Origin of the sequence: Novosphingobium sp. (assembly GCF_030699305.1) — a bacterium.
Classification (GTDB): domain Bacteria; phylum Pseudomonadota; class Alphaproteobacteria; order Sphingomonadales; family Sphingomonadaceae; genus Novosphingobium.
On sequence record NZ_JAUYNB010000010.1, the window covers coordinates 270196 to 289276 of the forward strand.

At 66.4% G+C, this 19081-nt stretch carries 20 protein-coding genes; 4 read left to right on the forward strand and 16 right to left on the reverse strand.

The window, feature by feature from the left end; all coding sequences use genetic code 11:
- Positions 1–6: 6 nt before the first annotated feature.
- The 4 genes from Q8Q53_RS04120 to Q8Q53_RS04135 are packed head-to-tail and all read right to left on the reverse strand — an operon-like array spanning position 7 to position 2395.
- Positions 7–960 (reverse strand): right-handed parallel beta-helix repeat-containing protein, encoded by a 954-nt coding sequence (locus Q8Q53_RS04120; protein WP_305700483.1) that lies wholly within the window; start codon positions 958–960, stop codon positions 7–9.
- Between the two features lie 54 nt (positions 961–1014).
- The gene (locus Q8Q53_RS04125) at positions 1015–1272 is read right to left on the reverse strand and encodes a hypothetical protein (protein ID WP_305700484.1); all 258 of its coding nucleotides are present in this window, start codon (positions 1270–1272) and stop codon (positions 1015–1017) included.
- Positions 1265–1474 (reverse strand): toxin-antitoxin system HicB family antitoxin, encoded by a 210-nt coding sequence (locus Q8Q53_RS04130; RefSeq protein WP_305700485.1) that lies wholly within the window; start codon positions 1472–1474, stop codon positions 1265–1267. Before Q8Q53_RS04130 ends, Q8Q53_RS04125 begins: the two co-directional genes overlap by 8 nt.
- Positions 1475–1483: 9 nt before the next feature.
- Positions 1484–2395: an SPFH domain-containing protein gene (locus Q8Q53_RS04135; protein ID WP_305700486.1), complete on the reverse strand. Its 912-nt coding sequence runs from the start codon at positions 2393–2395 to the stop codon at positions 1484–1486.
- Between the two features lie 277 nt (positions 2396–2672).
- Between Q8Q53_RS04135 and Q8Q53_RS04140 the strand changes: the two genes are divergently transcribed.
- Together Q8Q53_RS04140 and Q8Q53_RS04145 are read left to right on the forward strand one after the other, a co-directional pair.
- Positions 2673–2849: a DUF465 domain-containing protein gene (locus Q8Q53_RS04140; protein WP_305700487.1), complete on the forward strand. Its 177-nt coding sequence runs from the start codon at positions 2673–2675 to the stop codon at positions 2847–2849.
- A 74-nt stretch (positions 2850–2923) separates the two neighbouring features.
- Positions 2924–3907, forward strand: coding sequence for a TerC family protein (locus tag Q8Q53_RS04145; protein ID WP_305700488.1), 984 nt, complete (start codon positions 2924–2926; stop codon positions 3905–3907).
- 27 nt (positions 3908–3934) lie between these two features.
- Here Q8Q53_RS04145 and Q8Q53_RS04150 read toward each other — a convergent pair whose 3' ends face one another.
- The 8 genes from Q8Q53_RS04150 to Q8Q53_RS04185 all read right to left on the reverse strand — a co-directional run bounded on the left by Q8Q53_RS04150 (position 3935) and on the right by Q8Q53_RS04185 (position 14254).
- Positions 3935–4246, reverse strand: a complete 312-nt coding sequence (locus Q8Q53_RS04150) for a P-II family nitrogen regulator (RefSeq protein ID WP_305700489.1) — start codon at positions 4244–4246, stop codon at positions 3935–3937.
- Between the two features lie 9 nt (positions 4247–4255).
- The gene (locus Q8Q53_RS04155) at positions 4256–5215 is read right to left on the reverse strand and encodes a sodium-dependent bicarbonate transport family permease (protein WP_305700490.1); all 960 of its coding nucleotides are present in this window, start codon (positions 5213–5215) and stop codon (positions 4256–4258) included.
- Positions 5216–5302: 87 nt separating this feature from the next.
- Positions 5303–7117 (reverse strand): DNA helicase RecQ, encoded by a 1815-nt coding sequence (recQ, locus tag Q8Q53_RS04160; RefSeq protein WP_305700491.1) that lies wholly within the window; start codon positions 7115–7117, stop codon positions 5303–5305.
- A gap of 38 nt (positions 7118–7155) precedes the next feature.
- On the reverse strand, positions 7156–8337 hold the full coding sequence (locus Q8Q53_RS04165) for a serine hydrolase (RefSeq protein WP_305700492.1): 1182 nt from the start codon (positions 8335–8337) through the stop codon (positions 7156–7158).
- Between the two features lie 268 nt (positions 8338–8605).
- Entirely contained in the window at positions 8606–11260 is a 2655-nt protein-coding gene (metH, locus tag Q8Q53_RS04170; RefSeq protein WP_305700493.1) for a methionine synthase, read from the reverse strand.
- A 41-nt stretch (positions 11261–11301) separates the two neighbouring features.
- Positions 11302–12348 (reverse strand): homocysteine S-methyltransferase family protein, encoded by a 1047-nt coding sequence (locus Q8Q53_RS04175; protein ID WP_305700494.1) that lies wholly within the window; start codon positions 12346–12348, stop codon positions 11302–11304.
- Entirely contained in the window at positions 12345–13259 is a 915-nt protein-coding gene (metF, locus tag Q8Q53_RS04180) for a methylenetetrahydrofolate reductase [NAD(P)H] (RefSeq protein WP_305700495.1), read from the reverse strand. The genes Q8Q53_RS04175 and metF overlap by 4 nt, the downstream gene beginning before the upstream one ends.
- Entirely contained in the window at positions 13256–14254 is a 999-nt protein-coding gene (locus tag Q8Q53_RS04185; RefSeq protein WP_305700496.1) for a metalloregulator ArsR/SmtB family transcription factor, read from the reverse strand. Before Q8Q53_RS04185 ends, metF begins: the two co-directional genes overlap by 4 nt.
- 167 nt (positions 14255–14421) lie before the next feature.
- On the opposite strand from Q8Q53_RS04185, the gene Q8Q53_RS04190 reads away from it, so the two are divergent.
- Both Q8Q53_RS04190 and Q8Q53_RS04195 read left to right on the forward strand, forming a co-directional pair.
- Entirely contained in the window at positions 14422–14652 is a 231-nt protein-coding gene (locus tag Q8Q53_RS04190) for a hypothetical protein (protein WP_305700497.1), read from the forward strand.
- An 82-nt stretch (positions 14653–14734) separates the two neighbouring features.
- Positions 14735–14938, forward strand: a complete 204-nt coding sequence (locus Q8Q53_RS04195) for a hypothetical protein (RefSeq protein ID WP_305700498.1) — start codon at positions 14735–14737, stop codon at positions 14936–14938.
- Positions 14939–14940: 2 nt separating this feature from the next.
- On the opposite strand, the gene arfB is transcribed toward Q8Q53_RS04195, so the two are convergent.
- Genes arfB through pabB form a run of 4 tightly spaced genes read right to left on the reverse strand, consistent with a single transcriptional unit; the run spans position 14941 to position 19048 of the window.
- Entirely contained in the window at positions 14941–15366 is a 426-nt protein-coding gene (gene arfB, locus Q8Q53_RS04200) for an alternative ribosome rescue aminoacyl-tRNA hydrolase ArfB (RefSeq protein WP_305700499.1), read from the reverse strand.
- 19 nt (positions 15367–15385) lie between these two features.
- Positions 15386–16081 carry an RluA family pseudouridine synthase gene (locus Q8Q53_RS04205; RefSeq protein ID WP_305700500.1) on the reverse strand — a complete coding sequence of 232 codons (696 nt, stop codon included), beginning with the start codon at positions 16079–16081 and terminating at the stop codon, positions 15386–15388.
- A 1-nt stretch (position 16082) separates the two neighbouring features.
- Positions 16083–17261 (reverse strand): pyridoxal phosphate-dependent aminotransferase, encoded by a 1179-nt coding sequence (locus Q8Q53_RS04210; RefSeq protein ID WP_305700501.1) that lies wholly within the window; start codon positions 17259–17261, stop codon positions 16083–16085.
- Positions 17258–19048, reverse strand: coding sequence for an aminodeoxychorismate synthase component I (pabB, locus tag Q8Q53_RS04215; protein ID WP_305700502.1), 1791 nt, complete (start codon positions 19046–19048; stop codon positions 17258–17260). The genes Q8Q53_RS04210 and pabB overlap by 4 nt, the downstream gene beginning before the upstream one ends.
- Positions 19049–19081 lie beyond the last annotated feature (33 nt).

Consider the following 19081-nt stretch of genomic DNA (forward strand, 5'->3'; position numbering starts at 1 on the left):
CCGCGATCAGCGGCGGTCGGTCCGCTTGATCCCGGCGCCCAGCTTGTTGGCGCCAATCTGCACCGCATCGTCGGTCCAGTTGGCGACGAACGTGCTTTCCCAGTTCACCCCCGGCGCAAACCGCGCGTCATTCCCGTCGATCACCAGCCCGGCCGAGCTGTACTGCTTGCCCTCTGGCGCGACGGTGATGAAGGCCGAATGGTTTTCCTTGTTCGGACCCTGCACGAACCAGTTGTTGGCGATCCGGCCCGATGATCCGCCCGGCAGGTCGATCATGTAATTCGTGCCGCGCCCGGCGGTGTCGTCGAAGCTGGAATTGAGCACGGCAACCCGGCGGCTGCGGCTTTTCAGGTAATGCCCGCCGCGTCCCGCCTCGAACCGGCTGCGGGTGACCGACAGCGATCCATAGTCACCGATGTAGACCGAATGCGCGCAGCCGCCCGGCCCGTCGCACGTGCCAAGGCGGGTGAAAGTGGACTTGTCGATGGTGATGCTCGATGCGGTATCGACCCCGGCCAGGATGCCCTGCTGGCTGTCGCGAAACCAGCTCTGGCTGACGGTCAGGTTGCCCTTTTCCAGCCGGATGCCGGACCCGTTGAAATCAGGCACGCGGATATTGCTGAAGACCAGCCCGGTGATCTTGGCACTGCGCCCGCGCAGTACCAGCGCGGCCTTGCCTTCGCACGCCACGTTGTCGAACACGGCCTGCCCCGGCGTCGCCGCGACATAGGATATGTCGCCCGCGCCCTGCACGGCGCAATCGGTGTGCCGACCATCGCCAACCTGGATCGTCCCCATCCCGTCGCCGATGGCATTGACCGCGTCCTGCAGGCGGGCAAAGCCCTGTCCGCTCTCAACGACAACATAAGGCGCGCCCGGCTGGGCAGCGGCGATGCCCATTGGCAGGATCAGCACACCAAGCGCGGCGGCGGCGAGCGGGAGGATCGAGGGGTTTTTCATGCCTGCCCATATGGCAGGCGCGGGTTAAAATCGCGCAAAGGCCGGTTCTGGGGCCTAACCCCGCTTGCCCCAGCGCCATTTCCAGCCGCCCCGCGTGCGCTGCGCGGCGATCGACAGGAAGGTCGCGGTCGCGCTGACGAACAGCGCAAAGGCGGCGATCCGGGTCGAGCCGAACCCCAGTTGGTCGAGCCAGCCTGCCACCCCCAGCACGGCCAGATAGGCCGCGATCAAGGCCCAGCCCTGCCATGCAATCGGCCAGCCCGCGCCATAACCGTGGGTCTTGGCGGAAAACCAGGGCGTGCGTTCAGTCATCGGTGTGCTCCTTTGGCGGGCGGCCCCGGCGCGGCGGATCGGCGGCGGCGAGCTTGATGCCGCGCCGGGCCAGCGCCTCGCGCAGCAGGACTTCGACTTGGGCGTTGACCGATCGGAAATCGCCCGCGGCAACCCGCTCCAGCGCCGCATAGAGCGCCGGATCGAGCCGCAGGGGGAAGGATTTCTTGATCGGTCCGGACATGGGCGGCGCTTAGTAAAGCGATCCGGCGTTGACCACTGGCTGGGTATCGCGTTCCCCGCACAGCACGACCATCAGGTTGGACACCATCGCTGCCTTGCGTTCGTCATCGAGGTGGACGACGCCCTTTTCGGACAGCTGGTGCAGCGCCATTTCTACCATCGTTACCGCGCCTTCGACCAGCTTCTTGCGCGCGCTGATCACGGCTTCGGCCTGCTGGCGGCGCAGCATCGCCCCGGCGATTTCGGGGGCATAGGCCAGGTGGGTCAGCCCGCAATCGTCCACGGTCAGCCCGGCCACCACCATCCGGCGGTTCAGTTCGGCGCGCAGTTCCGCGTTCACTTCGTCGTGGCTGCCCCGCAGCGTGGTTTCGCTGTGCTCGATGTCATCATAGGGATAACGCGAACCGATCGCGCGCACGGCCGCTTCGATCTGGACTTCGACGAAGGCCTTGTAATCGTCGACGTCATAGAGCGCCTGCGCGGAATCGGCCACGCGCCAGACCACATTGGTGGCAATCTCGATCGGGTTGCCGCGCAAATCGTTGACCTTGAGCTTTTCGGATACGACGTTGTTGGCCCGGACCGAGATCTTGGTCTTGCCCATCCACGGCCAGACCCAGCGCAGTCCGTGGCTGCGGTCGGTCCCCTGATAGGCGCCGAACAGCGTGATCGCGGCGGCCTGGTTGGGCTGGATCATGTAGAACCCGGCGGAAATCACGATCAGCGCCAGCACCGACAGGAAAGTCGGGATCAGGAATGCCCAGACTTCCCCTTCGCTCAGGTTCGGGCCGGACGCGACCCACACCACGCGGATGATGGTCAGCGCCAGCAGCGCCAGGAACACGATGAACATCAGATAGCCGCTGGTGCTCCACACGCCTTTTTCGCGGCTGGTGGTCATGGCGGGATGAGAATCAGACATAAGAACCCCCTTAATTTGATATCACATTAATATCAAATGGCGGCCATGTGTCAAATGGGTCTTGAAATGCGAGCGAATCGATCATATAAAAATCAGGCGGAACCGGGCCCCTCTGGCGCCGCGTGTGGCCTACCCCCTCCAGGCCGTGCGCAGCGTGATGTCGGACCGCATCGGATGTACCGATGCCATGGGTCCGGGTTCAGTTCCCATCCCTCTACCCGTCTGTGGCTCGGTGCATCCGATCGTACGTCAACACGTTACGAAAGGGACCGTTATCATGTCCGATCACGTTTACCGTTTGCTTGAGCGTCACCAGAAGCTGGATGATCTGCTGCGCCGCGTCCAATCGCGGCGGGCGGCCGATCCGTTCGAAGTGCTGCGACTGAAAAAGCTCAAGCTGGCGATCAAGGACCGGATCAACTGGCTGATGCAGCGGCGCCAGCTGGCACGCTAAGCCGTTCACTTCATCCCCGGCGCGGCTGCCTTTCCGGCCCGCGCCGGGTTTTCCTGTTCCAGGGGCAATTCAAGATGGAATTTCTGTTCATGGACTGGCTGGGGACGCCGGTCTGGTTCTGGCTGGCGTTCGGCGCGCTGGTGCTGGCGCTGACCGCGTTCGATCTTGGCATCCTGCACAAGGAAGACCGCGAGATGGGCATCGCGGAATCGCTGAAGCTGTCGGCGTTCTATATCAGTGTGGCGATGCTGTTCGGAATCTGGGTCTGGTATGCCAAGGGCGCCGATCTGGGGATGAAGTATTACACCGGGTTCTTCATCGAAAAGGCGCTGTCGATCGACAACGTCTTCGTGATCAGTCTGATTTTCACGTTCTTCGCGATTCCGCGGATGTATCAGTACCGCGCGCTGCTGTGGGGCATCATTGCGGTCATCGTGCTGCGCGGCGCCATGATCGCGGCCGGGGCGGCGCTGGTGGCCGAAGCGTACTGGGTGCTGTATATCTTCGCCGCGTTCCTGGTCTACACCGGGATCCGGATGATGTGGGCCAGCGATCATGAGCCGGACCTGTCGAAGAACCCTGCGATCCGCTGGATTTCCAGTCACATGCGGGTGACCAAGACGCATCACGGCCAGCACTTTTTCGTGAAGGTGCAGGATGAAAAGACCGGCAAGATGGTGCGTGCGGCAACCCCGCTGTTCCTGGCGCTGGTGGTGATCAACCTGGCCGACCTGGTGTTCGCGGTGGACAGTGTGCCGGCGATCTTCGCGATCACGACCGATACGTTTATTGTCTATACCAGCAACATCATGGCGATCCTGGGCCTGCGCGCGCTGTATTTCGCGCTGTCGGCGATGATCCACCGCTTCCATTACCTGAAGTATGCGCTGGCCGCGGTGCTGGTGTTCATCGGGTCGAAGATCTTCGTCTCGGACTTCCTGCTGGATGGGCACAAGTTTCCGCCGGTCGCCAGCTTGGGCGTGACCTTTGGCCTGATCGCTGCCGGTGTGGGCTATTCGCTGTGGAAGACGCGCGGCGCGGAAGCCCCGGCGGCCTGAGCTTGAACTATCGCGCGGCGGGCGGGCCTAGAACCGCTCGCCGCGCACGACCTGCACGTCCTGGATCGCGATCACCAGCCCGCAGCGCTCGATGTCGGGGGCCAGCCGGTCCAGCAGGGCATCGACCCGGTCGGCATTGGTCAGCGCCACGAACATCCGTTTGGCCACGCTGGCATAGCCATCGTCATCGCGCCACGGCCCGCCGCGCCCCAATCCGGACTGCACCGGCAGGACCGAATGATGGAGAATGCCCGCCGCGGCGGCCTGCTCCACGACCCATTCGCACAATGGGGCGTCGACCAGAATGTCGATGCGCTTGCGAGTGTAGGTTGCAATCATCGGTTGGTCCTATCCAAGCACGAGCGGGGCCAGCTGGGTTATCAGCGGGATACCGATCAGGATGTTGAAGGGAAAGCTGACAGCCAGCGACATCGACAGGTAGATGCCTGGATCGGCATCGGGCATCGCCAGTCGGACGGCAGCGGGCACCGCGATATAGGATGCGCTGGCCGCCAGCATGACCAGTGCCGCGCCGGTTCCGGCATCCAGCCCCAGCAGCATCGCCAGCGACAAACCTATGGCTCCGTTGACCAGCGGCAGGACGATGCCCAGCGCGGCGAGCCGCCAGGTCAGCGCGCGGCTTTCGCGCAGGCGGCGCATCGCGACCAGTCCCATGTCGAGCAGGAACAGGCACAGCAGACCGGTGAAGCCAGCGGTAAAGACCGGGGCAATCGGCTGGTAGCGGTCCGGCCCCAGCACAAGCCCGATGGTAAACGCGCCCAGCAGCAGCACGACCGATCCGTTCAGGAACACCTCGCGCACCAGCTTGCTGCGCTGGCCGGGGGCAACCAGCCCGCTGCCGCGCGCCAGCAGCAGCCCGGTAACGATGGCAGGGGTTTCCATCAGCGCCATCACTGCGACCATGTAGCCTGCCGGGGCCATGCCGTTGCGGGTCAGCACATCGGCGGTCGTCACGAACGTGACGATCGAGACCGAGCCGTAGTGCGCGGCGACCGCTCCGGCGTTCAGCCGGTCGAGCCCGGCCAGCGCGCGCAGCAGCGCAAACGCGATCAAGGGCAGGCCAAAGCTGAGCGCGATGCCGACAGCGGAGACTTGCAGCAGTTGCGGCGAGAAGCCAGCCTGGGCAACCTGGATGCCGCCCTTCAGGCCAATCGCGGCCATGAGGTAGAGCGAGAGGCTTTTCGCCAGCGGCTCCGGCACGGACAAGTCCGACCGCGCCGCCGCCGCCAGAACGCCGAGGATGAAAAACAGGATGACGGGGGAAAGCAGGGTCTCGAATGCGGGCATCGTAAGCTCCGTGGTTCGAGATCGCCCCCTGACGGCAGATTGCCGGGTCGGTCAAGCGATTTGTTGCAATTGACTTGCAACAGCGAGTTAATGCTGGCGGATCACCGCCAGGAACGCATCGCCGAACGCTTCCAGCTTGCGGGTGCCGACCCCGCCGATTTCACCTAGCGCGGCGAGCGTGGCGGGACGGGTTTCTGCCATTTCCCGCAAGGTCGCGTCATGGAAGATGACATAGGGCGGCACGCCCGCTTCCTGCGCCAGATCGCGGCGCAGCGCGCGCAGGGCATCGAACAGCGGATCGCCAACCGGGTTCGCCGCGCCTGCCGTCCCCCGCCGTCCGGCGCTGCCGCCGCGCCGGTCCTTGCGGGCGCGTTCCTGTTTGGGGGCGATGGCCAGCATGACCGGCACTTCGCCTTTCAGGATGACGCGGGCATCGTCGCCCAGCGCCAGCCCGCCATGTTCAGTCGGCAGCAGGCTGCCCCGTGCCTGCAAGGCCCGCACCAGCGCCTGCAGCAGCGGCGCCTCTTCCGCGCTGACGATCCCGAACACGCTCAGCTGGTCATGCCCGCGCTGCACCACGCGGTCGTCATGCTGGCCCAGCAGCACTTTCTGGATATGGCCAAAGCCATAACTTTGCCCCGTGCGGTACACGGCAGACAGGACCTTGCGCGCAAGCTCGGTCACATCGCGGATGCCGGGGGCATCCAGGCAGTTGTCGCAATTGCCGCAGGTTTCGGACGGATACTCGCCAAAATGGCGCAGCAGCACCGCGCGGCGGCAGCTGCCGGTTTCGACCAGCGCGGCCAACGCATCCAGCCGGGTGCGTTCCCCGGCGCGGCGGGCCTCGTCCACTTCATCCAGCCGCTGGCGCGCGCGCGCGAAATCGTCCGCGCCCCACAGCATCACCGCGACCGAGTCGTCGCCATCGCGGCCCGCGCGGCCGGTTTCCTGGTAATAACCCTCGATCGATTTGGGGATGCCCGCATGGGCGACGAACCGCACGTCCGGCTTGTCGATTCCCATGCCGAACGCAACCGTGGCGACCATCACCATGTCTTCCGAGGCCACAAACGCCGCCTGGTTGGCCGCACGCACTTCGGGCGGCAGCCCGGCGTGATAGGGCCGGACCGGGCGGCCGGTGGCGGCGGCCAGCTTTTCGGCCAGCTCCTCCACTTTCTTGCGGGTTGGGGCATAGACGATGCCGGGGCCGGACTGCTCTGCCATCAGCGTGGTCAGCTGGCGCACCGGGTTGTCACGGTGGCGGATCGCATAGCGGATGTTGGGCCGGTCGAACCCGGCGACGATCAACCCGTCGGCGGGAATGCCCAGCTGCGCCAGCACGTCGGCGCGGGTCTGGGCATCGGCGGTGGCGGTCAGCGCGAGGCGCGGAACGTTCGGAAACGCGTCCATCAGGGGCCGCAGCGCGCGGTAGTCCGGGCGGAAATCGTGGCCCCATTCGGACACGCAGTGCGCCTCGTCGATCGCGAACAGGCAGATCGGGGCCCCATTTCTTTCGGCGGCGCTGAGCAGTTCCCGGAAATGGCCCTGACTGGCGCGTTCGGGCGCGATGTAGAGCAAGTCCAGCTCGCCCGCGCGAAACCGGTCGATGGTCGCCTCGCGGTCGGTATCGACGCTGGTCAGCGTGGCGGCGCGGATGCCGTTGGCCAGCGCCGAGCGCAGCTGATCATGCATCAGCGCGATCAGCGGGGAAATGACGACGCAGGTGCCCGGCAGCATCACGGCGGGCAGCTGATAGGTCAGCGACTTGCCCGCGCCGGTCGGCATCACCGCCAGCGTCGATTGCCCGTCCAGCACGCGGCTGACCACCTGATCCTGCACCCCGCGAAAGGCGGAAAAGCCGAAAGTGGCGTGGAGCTGGTCAAGAACGAGGGGTTGCGTCACGTCGCTCGCCTAGCGCCCGGCGCGGCAAAGCGCAAAGGTCAGCGCCGCGTTCTCTCCACAACCGCTTCTTCGCGTGCCGTGAAGGCGCTGCGCCCGCGCGGTTCGTCGTCGGGCACTTGCGTGGTGAAGAAGGCGAGCCCCGTGCCAGTTTTCGGATCGACCCACAGGCCGGACCGCAAGCCATAAGCCTCGCCCGAATGGCCGATCCGCTGCACCCCATCGCCAAACAGGTCGTCGCGGCAGCCGGGGCCGGCGGCGCCGATCCGGTGCAGGCCCAGCCCATAGCCGCAGAAAAAGCCGGTGCTCTCGCCATATTCGCCGATCCCGCCCGTGCCGGTCGCGGCGCTCCACTGCGGCCCGGTCAGCGCGGCAAAGCTGGCGGGGGACAGGAACCCCCGGCCCTCGCGCGCCAGCATCTGGCCGATCCGGGCGAGGCCGCGCATCGCAATGCGCAGGCCGCCTTGCGGGCTGAACAGCGCGCCGTTCCAGCCGGGGACATAGCGGGCAAGGTCGCAGGGCTGGCCACCCTGCACCACCACCGGACAGGCGGGGCGCTGACCGTGCAGGTCATCGCGCGCCACTTCGCCACTGGCGCGATAGAGCACGGCGGCGCGGCTGACGGCTTGTGCGGAGCAGCCATCCCCCCAGTTGAAGCACGCGTCCAGCCGCAGCGGGCGCAGCACCAGCCGGTGCATCAGCCGGTCGAACCGCTCGCCGCTCACGCGTTCCATCACGCTGGCGGCTACGGGAAAGTTGATGTTGGCATAAGCGAACCAGCCGCTGCCCGGCGGGTGCGCGGCGTCCCACATGCGCGGATCGGCCAGCCGTTCGCGCAGGGTGACGCCCAGCGGGATGATGTACAGCTCGCCCCCGTCAGACAGGCTGGCCTGATGCGACAGCAAGTGCCGCAGCGTGATCGGCGCGTCCGGAAAATGCGGATTGCGCAAACGCCAGCCGAGGTAGTCCGACACATCGCGGTCCAGGTCGAGCCGCCCGGCATCGACCATCCTCAGCACGCCGAGCGCGGTTACCAGCTTCGACACGCTGGCGATCCGCACCGGATCATCGGCGGTAACGGCGCGGGCCGGGTCCTTGTCGGCAAGGCCTTCCGCCAGCACGGTTTGTATCGAGGTGCGGTCGAACGCGACCGCGACCGTGGCGGGCGGCGTCGCTGCGACCGGCGCGGCGATCAGGGCGAGCAGGATGGCAAGGGAGCGCATCCCCGCACCATATCCAACCCGTTCCGTTCGTGTCGAGCGAAGTCGAGACACGGCGCGCGCCGCCCCGCTGCCGCCACCGCAAACGCCCCGCCGCCGCCGTCGCCCCTTAACCGTCATGCTGAACTTGTTTCAGCATCCAGTCCTCCGCCGCAACTGCGGTGGCAGGACCAGCGCAAACGGCGCGGCAGGGCTTTGCCCGCCACAAACTGCGCCAGCGGCACGTTGGATGCTGAAACAAGTTCAGCATGACGATTGCGGGGAAAGACAATCAGTCCAGATTGGGCCGCAGCCAGCGTTCCACTTCGTTCAGCGGCAGGCCCCGGCGCGGGGCATAGTCTTCCACCTGATCGCGGCCGATCCGGGCCACGCCGAAATACTGGCTTTCGGGATGCGCGAAATAGAACCCCGATACCGCTGCCGTCGGCAGCATCGCCTGGCTTTCGGTCAGCACGATTCCGGCGTTCTCGGTGGCGTTCAGCAACTCGAACAGGATCGGCTTCAGGCTGTGGTCCGGGCAGGCCGGATAGCCGGGCGCCGGGCGGATGCCGTGATACTGTTCGCGGATCAGCGCTTCGTTGGTCAGCTGCTCGCCGGGGGCATAGGCCCACAGCGTGGTGCGGACATGGCTGTGCAGGCGTTCGGCAAAGGCTTCGGCAAAGCGATCGGCCAGCGCTTTCAGCAGGATGTCGTTGTAATCGTCATGCTCGGCGCGGAAGCGCTCCAGATGCGGTTCGATCCCATGGATGCCCACTGCGAACCCGCCAATCCAGTCACCATCGGGGTCGATGAAGTCGGCCAGACAGAAGTTGGCGCGGGTCTTGCTCTTGCGGATTTGCTGACGCAGGAACGGCAGGCGGACGTGGCGTTCCTCCTCGGCCAGATACAGGTCCACATCGTCGCCCCCGTTTTCCATGTCGCGGGCGCAAGGCCAGAAGCCGACCACGCCGCGCGCGGTCAGCCATTTTTCACTGACGATCCGGTCCAGCATCGCCTGCGCATCCTTGTAGAGCGACTGCGCGCTTTCGCCGACCACGTGGTCCGACAGGATCGCGGGATAAGTGCCGGCCAGTTCCCACGCGCGGAAGAACGGGGTCCAGTCAAAGCACTCGACCAGATCGGCCAGATCCCATTCGGGGAAGACGTGGATGCCGGGTTGTTCGGGCGGGGGGGCCTTTTCCGACAGGTCCGGCTTGAAGCTGTTGGCGCGCGCGTCTGTCAGGCTGAGCAGGACCGACGGGTCCTTGCCCGAACGGACATCGCGGATGTGCTGGTATTCCTTCGCGGTCGCGATCACGAACGGATCGCGCTGGGTATCGGAGAGCAGCTGGCTGGCCACGCCGACCGCGCGGCTGGCGTCGAGCACGTGGATCACGGGGCCGTCATAGGCCGGTTCGATCCGCAGCGCGGTGTGGACCTTGCTGGTGGTCGCCCCACCGATCAGCAGCGGGATCGAGAACTCGGCGCGCTGCATTTCCTCGGCCACGGTGACCATTTCATCCAGGCTGGGGGTGATCAGACCCGACAGCCCGATGATGTCGGCGTCTTCCTTTTTCGCGGTTTCCAGAATGGTCGACCACGGCACCATCACGCCCAGATCGATCACTTCATAGCCGTTGCATTGCAGCACGACGCCGACGATGTTCTTGCCGATATCGTGGACGTCGCCCTTTACGGTCGCCATCACGATCTTGCCTTTGGGCCGTGCGCCCGCTTCCTTGGCCGCTTCGATATAGGGGATCAGGTGGGCAACCGCCTTTTTCATCACGCGAGCGGATTTGACGACTTGGGGCAGGAACATCTTGCCCGCGCCGAACAGGTCGCCAACCGTGTTCATCCCCGCCATCAGCGGGCCTTCGATCACTTCGATCGGGCGCGCGTGGATCAGCCGGGCTTCTTCGGTATCCGCGACGATATGGGCGTCGATGCCCTTGACCAGTGCATGTTCCAGCCGCCGCACGACGTCCCAGCCGCGCCATTCCTCAGCGGCCTTTTCGGCGACCTTGTCCTGGCCCTTGTAGCTTTCGGCCAGATCGATCAGGCGTTCGGTGGAGGTTTGCTCACCCTCGACCGAGGGGCGGCGGCACAGCACGACGTCCTCGCACGCCTCGCGCAGTACCGGGTCGATCTGGTCATAGATGTCCAGCTGCCCGGCGTTGACGATCGCCATGTCCATGCCAGCGGGGATGGCGTGATAGAGGAACACCGAATGCATCGCGCGGCGCACGATTTCGTTGCCGCGGAAGCTGAACGACAGGTTCGATAAGCCGCCCGAAATGTGCACATGCGGGCAGCGCGCCTTGATCTCGCGCATCGCCTCGATGAAATCGAGGGCGTAGCGATCATGCTCCTCGATCCCCGTCGCCACGGCGAAGACGTTGGGATCGAAAATCACGTCTTCGGGCGGAAAGCCGATGCCGAGCAGCAGGTTATAGGCGCGCTCGCAGATTTCGACCTTGCGGGCCTTTGTGTCGGCCTGGCCCTTTTCGTCAAAGGCCATGACGACCACGGCCGCGCCGTATTCCATGCACAGGCGGGCATGATGCAGAAAGGCGTCTTCGCCCTCTTTCATCGAGATCGAATTGACGATCGGCTTGCCCGACACGCACTTCAGGCCCGCTTCAATCACTTCCCACTTCGAACTGTCGATCATCACCGGCACGCGGGCGATGTCGGGTTCGGCGGCGATCAGCTTCAGGAACGTGGTCATGGCATGGACCGCGTCGAGCAGCCCTTCGTCCATGTTCACATCGATGATCTGCGCCCCGTTTTCGACCTGCTGGCGCGCGACTTCGACCGCCCTGGCGTAGTCCCCCGCCAGAATCAGCTTCTTGAACGCGGCAGAGCCGGTCACGTTGGTGCGTTCGCCGACATTGACGAACGACGATCCGGTCGGGCGGGCGGGGGATTGGTTTGCTTCGGTCACTTCAAGACTTCCGTTCGTGTCGAGCGTAGAGGGGGAGTGGCTCAGGCAGCCATCACGAACGGTTCGAGCCCGGCCAGCCGGGTCACGCGTTCCGGCGTGGGCAGGGCGCGCGGGGGCAGGGTGGCCGACGCCTTGGCAATCGCCGCGATATGCGCGGGGGTAGAGCCGCAGCAGCCGCCCAGCACGTTGACCTGACCGGCCTCGGCCCACTCGCGCACCAGCGCGGCGGTGGTGTCGGGCATTTCGTCATACTCGCCCAGTTCGTTGGGCAGGCCCGCGTTGGGATAGACCATGATCAGCGTGTCGGCGAGCTGTGCCAGTGCGCGCACGTGCGGGCGCAGCTGGGTGGCGCCGAACGAGCAGTTCAGGCCCACGGTCACCGGCCTGGCATGGCGCACCGCGCACCAGAACGCCTCGACCGTGTGACCCGACAGGTTGCGGCCCGACAGGTCGGTCAGCGTCATCGACAGCATCAGGGGCACTTCGCGGGCGAGGTCGCGCTCCAGCCGCTTGACCGCCATGATCGCGGCCTTGCAGTTCAGGGTGTCAAATACGGTTTCGACCAGAATGAAATCCGCCCCGCCTTCAACCAGCGCGGCGGCCTGTTCCTGATAGACGTCGACCAGGAAATCCCAGTCGATCTCGCGAAAGCCGGGATCGTTGACGTCGGGGGAGAGCGACAGGGTCTTGTTGGTCGGCCCGATCGCGCCGGCCACAAAGCGCGGGCGGCCATCCTGCGCGGCGAATTCATCCGCGACGCGGCGGGCCATCCGGGCCGATTCCAGATTGATCTCACGCACCAGATGTTCGGCGGCGTAATCGGCCTGGCTGATCCGGTTGGCGGAAAACGTGTTGGTTTCCGCGATGTCCGCCCCGGCGGTGAAATAGGCGCGGTGGATCGATTCGGGCACTTCCGGCTTGGTCAGCGCCAGAATGTCGTTGTTGCCCTTCTGGTCCTTGGCCAGCCCCAGCGACCCGGCATAGTCCGCCTCGGTCAGCTTCCAGTTCTGGATTTCGGTGCCGAAGGCGCCGTCGGTGATCAGGATGCGCTGGGCCGCCTGGGCCAGCAGGGATTCGCGCGGGGTCATGCAGCATGGTCCTTGGGTCGCAGGCCGAGCAGGTGGCAGATCGCATACGTCTGGTCGGCGCGGTTGAGGGTGTAGAAGTGGAAGTCGCGCACCCCGCCCTGATAGAGGCGGCGGCACAAGTCGGCGGCGACTGCGGCGGCGATGTGCGCGCGCGGCCCCGGCAAGGCATCGAGTCCGCCGAACAGGTTCACCATCCAGCCCGGAATTTCGGTGTTCCCGCTCATCCGGCGGATCGCGGCGAAATTGGTGACCGGCATGATCCCCGGCAGGATCGGCGCGGTGATCCCGGCGGCCAGGACCTTGTCGATGAACCGGAAATAGGCGTCGGTCGAATAGAAGAACTGGGTGATCGCCCGGTCTGCCCCGGCATCGAGCTTGCGCTTGAGGTTGTCGAGGTCGGCCTCGGCGCTCAGCGCTTCGGGATGCACTTCGGGATAGGCGGCAACCGAGATTTCGAAGGGATGGCGCGCTTTCAGCCCGGCCACCAGATCGGCGGCGCTGGCGTAGCCGTTCGGATGCGGCACGAACCGGCCGCCGGTTTCGGGCGGCGGATCGCCGCGCAGGGCCACAACGTGGCGCACGCCCGCTTCCCAGTAGCGGTCGGCGACTTCGGCGATCTCGTCCTTGCTGGCGGCGACGCAGGTCAGGTGCGCGGCGGCGGGCAGATCGGTTTCAGTCGCGATCCGGGCAACGGTGGCATGGGTGCGTTCGCGGGTGGAACCGCCCGCGCCATAGGTGACCGAGACAAAGCTGGGCGCAAGCGGCGCGAGTTCGACAACCGCGTCCCACAACTGCTGCTCCATCTTTTCCGTCTTCGGCGGAAAGAACTCGAACGAAACCCGGAAGTCGCCGGGGATGGTGACGAACAGCGGACGGTCTTCAACCCCGCGCAGGGTGGTGGCGGGGCTCATGGACGGGATTCCTCTGTGGCTGCGAATTTGGGCGCGGGAATGGGGGAGGCAGACCGGATGGCGGTCCAGATCTTGACGGTCAGCGGCTTGCCCGGCAGCGCGACCGGCGGTGCGGCGGCGAACCCGGCGTTGGACAGCAGCGCCAGCATCTGTTCGTCGGAAAAGCCCAGGCGGGCGTGGGCGTGCTGGGTGCGCAAGTCTTCGCGGTCATGCGCGGCGAAATCGACCACCGCGACCCGCCCGCCCGCGCGGGTGACGCGCGCGGCTTCGGCCAGCACTTGTTCGGGGGCCTGGGCATAGTGCAGCACCTGATGGAACAGGAGCGTATCGAAGCTGGCCGGATCGAACGGCAGTGCGGTGAAATCGCCCTGCACCAGTTCCACTTGCTCAGCGGGCAGGTTCTGCAACCGGGCGCGGGCGATGCGCAGCATTTCCGGGCTCTTGTCGAGCGCGGTGATATGGGCGGCGCGCGGCGCAAACAGTTCGGCCATGCGGCCCGTCCCGGTGCCGACATCCAGCAATGCCCCCAACGCGGCACTGCCCAGCGCATCGGCCAGCGCGGCTTCGACCGGGCCATCCGGGGTGTGCAGCACCCGCAGCGTATCCCATTCGGCGGCATGGCGGGCGAAGTAGGTTTCGGCGCTTTCCTCACGCGCGGCGCGAATCGCGGCGAGGTGGCGGCGGTCCTCGCCGCAGCGTGCGGCAAACGCGGCGTCGTCGCGCTCAGCCACGGCCAGCAGCTTTGCGGCAGCAGCGCCCAGCGGCGGAGCGCGGGTTTCACCGATCGCGCTGCGCAGGAATACCCAGCTGCCTTCCTTGCGGCGTTCGGCCAGCCCCGCATCGCACAGAATGCGGACATGGCGCGATACGCGCGGCTGGCTTTGCCCCAGGACTTGTGCCAATTCGCCGACCGCCAGTTCCATGTGCGCCAGCAGCCGCATGATCCGCAGCCGGGTGGGGTCCGCCAGTGCGCGCAGGGTCGGATCGATCTTCATGGCCGCATCATATAAAGAAATCTTTATATGAACTCAAGGCGCAGGTTGCGGATTGCCTGATAACCGGCGCGAAAGGCGGTTGGCAGGGGGTTTCCGCTCCGCTAGAATTGCGCGCAACGCGGCGGAAATCCGCCAAGTCTGGTTCCAGAACGGGTAAGGTTAAGTCCATGAAGAAATTCACGATTGTTGCTTTTTCGGCGGTAGCAGCGCTGGCCCTTTCGGCTTGCGGCAGCTCCGACAGCGCATCGGATGAAGCGCAGGCCGACAACGTCGAAATGCCGGCCGAGGAAGCGATGGTCGATCCTGATGCAACCCCGGTGGCCGATCCTTCGGCCACAGTCGATGCCGGTGCGGCGATGGAACCGGCTGTTGCTCCGGTCGAAGCGCCGCTGCCGTAACGATCCTTTCCGGACCCAATCACGGGCGGCGTTTCCGGCATGGGAACGCCGCCCGCTGTTGTTTTGCCGTGGGGCTGGTATGATGCCGCCCATGCGCGCCATCCCGATCCTGATCGCCCTGCTCTGCCTGTCCGCTTGCGGCAAGCAGGACAACGCCCCCGGCCCCGGCGGGGTCAGCGTGGGTGAGGCGAAGGCACTGGATGAAGCCGCCGAAATGCTGGAGGGGCAGCGCCTGCCCGTGGCCCCCGCCGCCGCGCCCAGCACTCCGCCCGCAACCAAACCCTGAAATCAGTCGAATTTCACCGGTCCGCGCCCGGCCTTGATCGTGGCGCGCTTGACCTTGCCTTCAACCCGGCGCTGCTGGGATGCCTTGGTGGGCTTGGTCGGGCGGCGTTTCTTGGGGACAATGGTGGCCTCGCGAATCAGTGCGATCAGCCGCTCGCGCACATCCTGCCGGTTGACCAGCTGCGAGCGCGCGCCTTCGCTGCGCAGGATCAGCACCCCGTCGCGGGTCAGCCGCGATCCGGCCAGCTCGGCCAGCCGCAGCTTGACCGCTTCGGGCAGATTGGGCGAATTCGCGACATCGAACCGCAGCATCACCGCGCTGTCGGTGGTGTTGACGTGCTGCCCGCCCGGCCCCGACGCGCGGGCATAGCTTTCGACCAGCTCGTCGCTGTCGATGGCGATGTGGCGGGTGATGGGGATCAGCACCATGGCCTGATACTAGCCGATTTCAGGCTTCGGCAGAACCATCCATTGGCTCTGCCGGGGCTTCATCGGCAAAACCCAGCGCGGCGAAATCGGCGGGCAGCGGCGCGGCGGCGCGGATCGGGGCCTTGCCCGCGCGGTGCAGCACCAGCCCGGCGGCGTGGAGCATCGTGCGCTTCGCCCCCGGCGCAGTTCCGGCGCCATAGATCGGATCGCCCAGCAGCGGCAGGCCGAGGCCCGATGCGGCATGGACGCGGATCTGGTGGGTGCGGCCCGTTTCGGGGCGAAACTCCACCAGCGTCAGCCCGCCCTGCACCGCCAGCTTGCGCCAGTGGGTAACAGCAGGCTTGCCCGCCTTGGCCGGGATCATCCGCCAGCCATCGGCGGCAGAGCTGATCTTCTTGAGCGCGAGTTCGATCGTCCCTTCGTCGCCCGCGACTTCCCCGGCGACCACGCCGAGGTAGCGCTTTTCGACCTGCTTTTCCTCAAACGCGGCGGAGAACCGTTTCAGCGCCTTGGGGTTGCGGGCCATCAGCAGGCAGCCGGAGGTATCCCGGTCCAGCCGGTGAACCGGCGCGGGGGAGCGCTGGAAGCCCAGCCGCAATTGCTCCGCGTGGTCTTCGATGCAGGGGCCGCCCGCGCGCGGCCGGTCCAGCGGCAAGCCGCCGGGTTTGTCGATGACCAGCGCTTCGGCGTCTTCGAACAGGATGGTGAATTGCATATCAGGGTAGGGCCTTGGCTATGCGCCGCAGCGCTTCTTCAAGCCGCGCGTCGTCCGCGGCAAAACTGATCCGGAAACCCGCACTGCCGCCAAAGGCGGAGGCGGCAACCACGGCCACCCCGTGGTCCAGCAAATGCAGGCACAAGGCCTCGTCATCGCCGAACCGGGCCATCAGCGGCGCGGCATCGACCATGCAATAGAACGCACCGTCTGGCACGGGTGTGTACAGGCCGGGAATGGCATTGAGCGCGGCGACGCACATGTCGCGGCGGACGCGGAACTTGTCGCGCCAGTCGAGCAGAAAGTCCTGCGGGCCTTCGAACGCGGCCACGGCGGCGGCCTGGCTGATCGAGGCCGCATTGCCCGACGAATGCGATTGCAGCCGCGCCATCGCGGAAATCAGCCAGAGCGGCCCAGCGGACACGCCGATGCGGAAACCAGTCATCGCGTGGCTTTTGGATACGCCCGAAACGGTCAGCACCCGCTCGGCCAGATCCGGGCATTCCACTGCCAGCGTGGCGTGGCTGCCGGGGGTGTAGCGCAGCGGGGCGTAGATATCGTCGCTCATCACCAGCACATGGGGATGGCGGCGCAGCACGTCGCCCAGCGCGCGCAGCTCCTCGGCCGGATACGTCGCGCCGGTCGGATTGCCGGGGCTGTTGAGCAGCAGCCAGCGCGTTTTCGGCGTGATCGCGGCGTCCAGCTCGGCGGCGGTGATGCGAAAGCCCCCGGCGGCATCGGTCGGCATGGCCACCACTTCGGCCCCGGCGAACCGCACGATTTCGGGATAGCTGACCCACCACGGCGCGGGGATCAGCACTTCATCGCCCGGGTTCAGCGTGGCGAGCAGCGCGTGAAAGATCGCCTGCTTGCCTCCGGCGCTGACGATCACTTGGGCGGGCGGCACGGTCAGCCCCAAATCGCGCTGGAAGTGCAGCGCGGCGGCTTCGCGCAGGCGCTGGGTGCCGGGGACGGCGGTGTATTTGGTGTCACCCGCATCCAGCGCGGCCTTGGCGGCGGCGATCACGTGGGGCGGCGTGGCAAAGTCCGGCTCGCCCACCGACAGAGAGATGATGTCATGGCCCGCCGCACGCAGTTCCATTGCGCGGTCGGTCATGGCGGTGGTGCGCGATGCAGCCACGCGGGCCAGGGCGTCGGAAATCAGGGCAGCGGAAATCATGGCAGCACCGCCGCCGGCATCAATCCGCGCAAGGCATTGCCGATCAGGAACCCTTGCCCCAGATCGTCCAGCGTCAGGTCTGCTTCCACTGCGCGGCCCGCCTCGATCAGCGAACGGCGCAGCACGCCCGGCAGCAGGCCCAGCCCGGCGGGCGGGGTCAGCAGCTGGCCGCCGCGTTCCACGAACAGGTTGGTGAAGCAGCCTTCGGTCAGCAGGCCGTCGTCGCGCAGAAACAGCGCTTCGTCTGCGCCCGCTGCCCGCGCGGCGTTCAGGCCGGCGTCGTAGAACCCCCGGTCGCTGCTCTTGTGGCGCAGCCGCCAGTCGCCGGTGTCGATCGGCAGGCGCATCACCGCGCAGACTGCCGGACCGGTGAACGGTGCGGGCAGTTCATCCAGTTCCAGCGTGTAGGCGCCGCTGCGCGCGGCCAGAAGGCGCACTTTCGCGGGGCCGTCGGCTTCGAAACACAGCGCCTGGATCGCGTTGCGCACTGCATGGCGATCGAACGCGAAGCCCAGTTCATCGGCGCTGGCCTTGATCCGTTCCAGATGCAGTTCCAGCAGCGGGATGCCGTCTTCCGGTGAGAAGTGCATCGTCTCGATCAGATCGCACCCGGCGGCGTAGAGACGCACGAAACCCCCTTTGACCAGACACTCGCGCCATTCGGGCAGTGCCTCACTATCCGCGACAATGGCCGAGCCAACCCCCAGCACCGCCTTGCCGCGCCCGTTTTCGCCCGGCGTCAGCCGCAGAGTGCGGATTGCCACATTGAACGCGGCATCGCCAGCCGCATCGATCCGACCGATCGCGCCGCAATAGGGGCCGCGCGCATCGCGTTCCACCGCGTTGATCAGCTCCATCGCCCGGATTTTCGGCGCGCCGGTAATCGATCCGCATGGAAACAACGCGCGCAGCATGTCCGCCGCGCCGCGCCCCGGCTGCAACCGCGCGCGCACGGTGGTGACCATCTGGTGGACCGTGGGATAGCTTTCGACCGCGAACGGCCGGTCAACCTTGACGCTCCCCGCCTCGGCCACGCGGGAGAGGTCGTTGCGCATCAGATCGACGATCATCAGGTTTTCGGCGCGGTCCTTGACCGAGGACGACAGTTCGTCGGCCAGCCGCGCATCCTCGGCCGGGTTGCGCCCGCGCGGGCGGGTGCCTTTCATCGGCTTGACCATCGCGTTGCCGTCGCGCGCGGCGAAGAACAGTTCGGGCGAGAGGCTGAGCAGCCAGTGCGCGCCATCGCACACGATCCCGCCGTAACCCGCGCCTGCCGCAGGCCGGATCGCGGCGTAGAGCGCCAGCGGATCGCCCCGGAACGATCCCGCCAGCGGGAAGGTCAGGTTAGCCTGATAGATATCGCCCGCCGAAATCGCGTCCTGGATCGCGCCGAACATCCGGGCATAGCCGCCGGGCGACAACTGCGGTTCGACCGGGCCGATCTGGGCGATGCCGGGCTTGGCGCGGGCTGCCAGCCAGCCGGGCACTTCATCAGCGGGGATGGTTTCAAAGCGGTCGAACGCGCCAAACCACAGCAGCGGCCCGGTCGCCCCGGTGCGCGCGGCGGCCAGCGCGGTCAGGCGCGGCTCCAGCGCAAGGCCGGCTTCATAGGCCATGTATCCGGCCAGTTCGAAGCCTTGCGCGCGCAGTTCCTCGATCCGCTCCAGCGCCGGAGCGACATCTTCCACGCGCCGCGCGACCACGATCTCGCGGGGGGCGCGATAGAGCCGGGCGTCGCTCGCGCCGCTGGGGCGGGCGTCGTCTAACAGGATGAACGGTTCAGCCATCTGAGCGCGCTTCTAGCGAGGGTTTGCCCGCCA